Genomic DNA, 4,498 nt, shown 5'->3' with positions numbered 1-4,498 from the left:
CTACAAGGATTGCATTTCAAATGTAGGAGCTGCCGAAGGCTGCGATCTTTTGATCTTCTGAAGCCAATCGTCAGTTTCTAACCCCTCGCTTTAAACCTTTTGCGCTTTATGTGTTCTAGTTATCACTCGGCGGTTTGCTAAGTCGGTCAAGTGCCGCTAAATTGCCATCATCGATACCGAGCATGAAATTATGCGTATAGACGGCCTCTCCTCTCAGTCCTATCCCATCAAGCGCAAGCCTCGCAAAGGCTCTGTGACGGTGGATGAATCTGTCGATGATATCGACGGCGAGCTGGAATTTCCGACTGAAGAGCAACTGGCCGCCCGCGCTGCCAAAGCCTCGGCGCAACGCCTGAGCAATCTGCCCGCCCGCCAACAAGACATGATCTACCACCGCGCCATGAGCAAAAGCGTAGCGATGGCCCTCGCCAGCTACCTGAGCACCGCCGGTTTTGTCGATTGGGATGCAGACGTGCTGGGCCTCGATCTGTACATCTGATGGATCTGCCTTACTACCTCGGTTGCCCGTCCTGGAGCGAAAACGCCTGGCGCGAGTATCTCTACCCGGTAGACGCAAAAACCTCTGACTTCCTCAGTCTCTACGCTCAAGTATTCAACGCCGTTGAAGGCAACACGACCTTCTACGCCAGCCCGTCGCAGGCCACCGTGCAGCGTTGGGCCGAGGTCATGCCCGAACACTTCCGCTTCACCGCCAAATTCCCCGGCGACATCAGCCACAGCGGTGACCTGCGCGATCAATTGACCGCCGCCGAAACCTTCCTGCAATTACTCAAGCCCCTCGGCCAACGTGTTTCGCCGCTGTGGTTGCAGCTGTCGAAAAGCTTCACGCCGCAGCGCTTGCCGGAGCTGGCAGCGTTCATCGATGCGCTGGATTGCCCGTTGGCAGTGGAGGTGCGACATGAACAGTTCTTCGCCAAAGGCGAGAGCGAACGCCTGCTCAATCGTTTGCTGCTGGATCGTGGCGTCGAGCGCATCTGCCTGGATCCGCGCGCGTTATTCAGTTGCCTGTCGACCGAGTCTTCGGTGATCCACGCGCAATCGAAAAAGCCCCGCGTGCCGACGCGTCCGGCGGCGTTCACGCAGTTCCCGCAGGTGCGCTTCATCGGCCATCCTGAGCTTGAGGCCAACGATACTTTCCTCGTGCCATGGGTGGCGAAAATCGCCGAGTGGATCGAAGAGGGCCGCACGCCGTATATCTTTCTGCACACCGCCGATAACCTGTTGGCGGCGAAACTGGCGCAACGTTTTCACGCACAATTGATGCAACGTTTGCCTGGCCTGCCATCGCTGCCTGAGCTATACAGAGAACCCGCCGCCGAGCAACTTGGCCTGCTCTGAGGCGGATTCGTTTTCCTGCCCAGGAGCCTGCCGATGGACGCCCAAGCCCTTCAAGAACAAGTGCGTAAAGCCCACGCCTTCAAAGCGTTGCATGAGCGTCCGGAGATTTTCGTCATTCCCAATCCGTGGGATGCGGGTTCGGCGAAGATGCTGGCCAGCCTCGGCTATCTGGCGTTGGCGACGACCAGCGCCGGTTATGCGTTCTCCCAGGGCAAGGCCGATGGCGCGTTGAGTCTGGATGAGACCTTGGCCAATGTTCGGGCGATTGTCGCTGCGACGGATCTGCCAGTGGCGGTGGATCTGGAAAACGGCTTTGCCGATGACCCGCTCGAATCCGCTCAAAGCCTGATTCGTGCAGCCGAGGCGGGCGCAGTCGGTGGCTCAATCGAAGACGCCACGGGCCGTCCGGATGCGCCGATCTATTGCTTCGAACATGCCGTGGCGCGCATCGAAGCCGCCGTCGCTGCCGTGCGCACGTTGCCATTCCCCTTCATCCTGACGGCCCGTGCGGAAAATTATCTGCACGGCATTCCCGACATCAACGACACCATTCGCCGCTTGCAGGCCTTCGCCGAGGCCGGTGCCGACGTGTTGTACGCGCCGGGTTTGCGCAACGCCGAAGAAGTGTTGGCGGTGGTGCGTGCGGTGGCGCCGAAACCGGTGAATGTGTTGATGTCCGGTGGCTTGAAGCTGACTGTGCAGGAGCTTCAGGACATGGGTGTGCGCCGGATCAGCACCGGTTCGGCACTGGCGCTGGCGGCGTTTGGCGAGTTCTTCCGCGCCGCTGAAGAGATCCAGCAATCCGGCACGTTCGGCTTCACCTCGCAATCGATGCCGTACGCCAAGGCCAATCAGTTCTTCAAAGGCTGAACATGGGGCGATGGTTATTCTGGCTGGTACTGCTGATGATTGGCGGCGCGGCGGTCGGTGTCTGGCGCGGCTGGCTGGATGTGCCGCCGCAATGGAATCCGTGGGCGCCACTGGACGTGAAAGCCGCACCCAATTGGCTGACCAGCTACAAGCTGATGCGTGTGCGCAGTGATCCCGAACTTTGTGCGCAAGCGTTAAACAGCTCTGAACTGCGCGTCACGCGGCAATCCGACAGCCCCGATGCCAAGTGCCCACTGATCGGCGCCTTGCGCGTGCAGGGCGGTGAGGTGGCGCTGAGCAGCAGTTTCCTTGCCAGCTGTCCGTTGGCGGTGGCCTACGCGATGTTCGAACACCACACCCTGCAACCCGCCGCGCAGTCTGTTTACGGGCAGAAGGTCATGCGCCTCGATCACCTTGGCAGCTTCGCTTGCCGCAATGTCTACAACCGCGAGAGCGGGGCGCTCAGTCGTCATGCCAGCGCCGACGCGCTGGACATCGCCGGTTTTCGTCTGGCTGACGGGCGCAGCATCAGCGTGCTCAAAGACTGGCCCAGGCAAAATCAGGACGCGCAGTTTCTGCGTCAGGTGCGCGATGGTGCCTGCGAGGCGTTCAGTGTGGTGTTGAGCCCGGATTACAACGCCGCCCATCGCAATCACTTTCATGTCGATGTCGGACGCTGGAGCGTGTGTCGCTGAGGTTTAAGCGGCGAGGCGCAGGTTCTGCAGAACGATTGGACGTGCCCAGCCGTTATCGAAGTCCAGCGCCTTCTGCTGCTCGACGATCTCTTCCGCCGGGAACGGCGGGTAAGGCTTCTGCAGCAGATCGAGATCGAACTCGGCAATCGGCAAATACAGCGGCTTTTTCTGTGGCGCAGGGCCAGGTTCCGGGATTGGCTGGCCGTTGTTGATCACCACCGGGCGAACCCAACTGCTGTCGAAATCCTGTTGTTCTTGCTGGGCCTTGAGTTCTTCTGCCGGGAACGGTGGGAACGGCTTGTCCAGCAGCTCCATTTCGAACTCTGCGATCGGCAGAAACAACGGCTCTGGCGGACGCACTTGGGTCTCGACCACATCGCATTGGCGCTGGCTGACAATGTGCGCGTGCAACTCGCTGCCGACGGTCGGCTCTTCCGGGCTGTTCAGGTCAACCGGTGGAAATGTGCCACAGGCCGGCACCACTTCACTCGTCTGTTCGGCCATCGCCTGGGCAAAGAAATCCTGCCACAGGTGACTGACGCCGCTCAGTGCTTGAGTGTTTTGACGGCTGAAGTCGCCATGGGGCGAAATGTAGCCAATCGATGTGGGAAGAATGCCTGACATTTTTTTCGGTTGACGCTCAGCTCTGGCAAAATGCGCGTTGAATGAGTTATCGGCGGTTTTTGCCGCTCCTTGAATTTTTGAGCGTGTTTTCCATGATTGAGCAACCCGCGGCCTGCCGCATCCATGTCGAAGCCCTTGGCGCGACGTTTGAAGCGCCAGCGCAGCAGTGGGCCGAGCGTCTCGGTCTGCCGCGTGAAGTGGCGGACGGCGAGTTCGCCTTGCAGGTTGGCGAGCAGGGTTTGCAACTGCAACAGCTCGGCCCGGACGCACCGGGGCCGGTGCGCGTGGACTTCGTCGAGGGTGGCGCAGCGCATCGGCGTTTGTACGGCGGCGGCAGCGGCCAGATGATCGCCAAGGCTGTCGGCGTCGCCCAAGGCGTGCGTCCGCGGGTGCTGGATGCCACGGCAGGGCTGGGCAAGGATGCGTTTGTGCTGGCGAGCCTGGGTTGCGAGATGAGCCTGATCGAACGCCAGCCGCTGATTGGCGCATTGCTGGAGGATGGTCTGGCGCGCGGCGCGGAAGATTTCGAGGTCGCGCCGATCGTGGCGCGGATGAAATTGCTCAAGGGCAATTCCATTGAGGTCATGCAGAATTGGGAAGGTGAGCCGCCGCAGGTGATCTATCTCGACCCGATGTTTCCGCACCGCGAGAAGACTGCGTTGGTGAAGAAGGAAATGCGGCTGTTCCGACCGCTGGTGGGCGATGACCCGGATGCACCGGCGCTGTTGCAGGCGGCGCTGGCATTGGCGACGCACCGGGTGGTGGTCAAGCGACCGCGCAAGGCACCGTGCATCGAAGGGCCGAAGCCGAGTCATGCGCTGGATGGCAAATCGAGCCGCTATGATATTTACCCGAAGAAAGCGCTAAAACCCTGAGACCGAGTCGCCCCCATTCGCGAGCAAGCTCGCTCCCACATTTGAAATGCATTCCAATGTGGGAGCGAGCTTGCT

Annotated in this window: 6 protein-coding genes; 5 read left to right on the top strand and 1 reads right to left on the bottom strand. The window is 60.4% G+C overall.

What is annotated here, in order from left to right:
- Nucleotides 1-190 precede the first annotated feature (190 nt).
- The 4 genes from EJA71_RS14180 to EJA71_RS14165 are packed head-to-tail and all read left to right on the top strand — an operon-like array spanning nt 191 to nt 2,924.
- Nucleotides 191-499 (top strand): hypothetical protein, encoded by a 309-nt coding sequence (locus EJA71_RS14180; RefSeq protein ID WP_158957797.1) that lies wholly within the window; start codon nt 191-193, stop codon nt 497-499.
- Nucleotides 499-1,359, top strand: coding sequence for a DUF72 domain-containing protein (locus EJA71_RS14175; protein ID WP_158957795.1), 861 nt, complete (start codon nt 499-501; stop codon nt 1,357-1,359). Before EJA71_RS14180 ends, EJA71_RS14175 begins: the two co-directional genes overlap by 1 nt.
- A gap of 33 nt (nt 1,360-1,392) precedes the next feature.
- Nucleotides 1,393-2,229 carry an oxaloacetate decarboxylase gene (locus EJA71_RS14170; RefSeq protein WP_158957793.1) on the top strand — a complete coding sequence of 279 codons (837 nt, stop codon included), beginning with the start codon at nt 1,393-1,395 and terminating at the stop codon, nt 2,227-2,229.
- A 2-nt stretch (nt 2,230-2,231) separates the two neighbouring features.
- Nucleotides 2,232-2,924, top strand: a complete 693-nt coding sequence (locus EJA71_RS14165) for an extensin family protein (protein WP_158957791.1) — start codon at nt 2,232-2,234, stop codon at nt 2,922-2,924.
- A 3-nt stretch (nt 2,925-2,927) separates the two neighbouring features.
- On the opposite strand, the gene EJA71_RS14160 is transcribed toward EJA71_RS14165, so the two are convergent.
- On the bottom strand, nt 2,928-3,548 hold the full coding sequence (locus tag EJA71_RS14160; RefSeq protein WP_158957789.1) for an energy transducer TonB: 621 nt from the start codon (nt 3,546-3,548) through the stop codon (nt 2,928-2,930).
- Between the two features lie 92 nt (nt 3,549-3,640).
- Here EJA71_RS14160 and EJA71_RS14155 point away from each other — a divergent pair, with 92 nt between their 5' ends.
- Nucleotides 3,641-4,423, top strand: coding sequence for a class I SAM-dependent methyltransferase (locus EJA71_RS14155; RefSeq protein WP_158957787.1), 783 nt, complete (start codon nt 3,641-3,643; stop codon nt 4,421-4,423).
- Nucleotides 4,424-4,498: the final 75 nt, after the last annotated feature.

The sequence above is a fragment of the Pseudomonas sp. PB106 genome, assembly GCF_009764645.1.
Taxonomy (GTDB): Bacteria; Pseudomonadota; Gammaproteobacteria; order Pseudomonadales; family Pseudomonadaceae; genus Aquipseudomonas.
The sequence above is the reverse complement of the archived record's forward strand: the minus strand, read 5'-3'. Positions and strand labels throughout refer to the sequence as shown.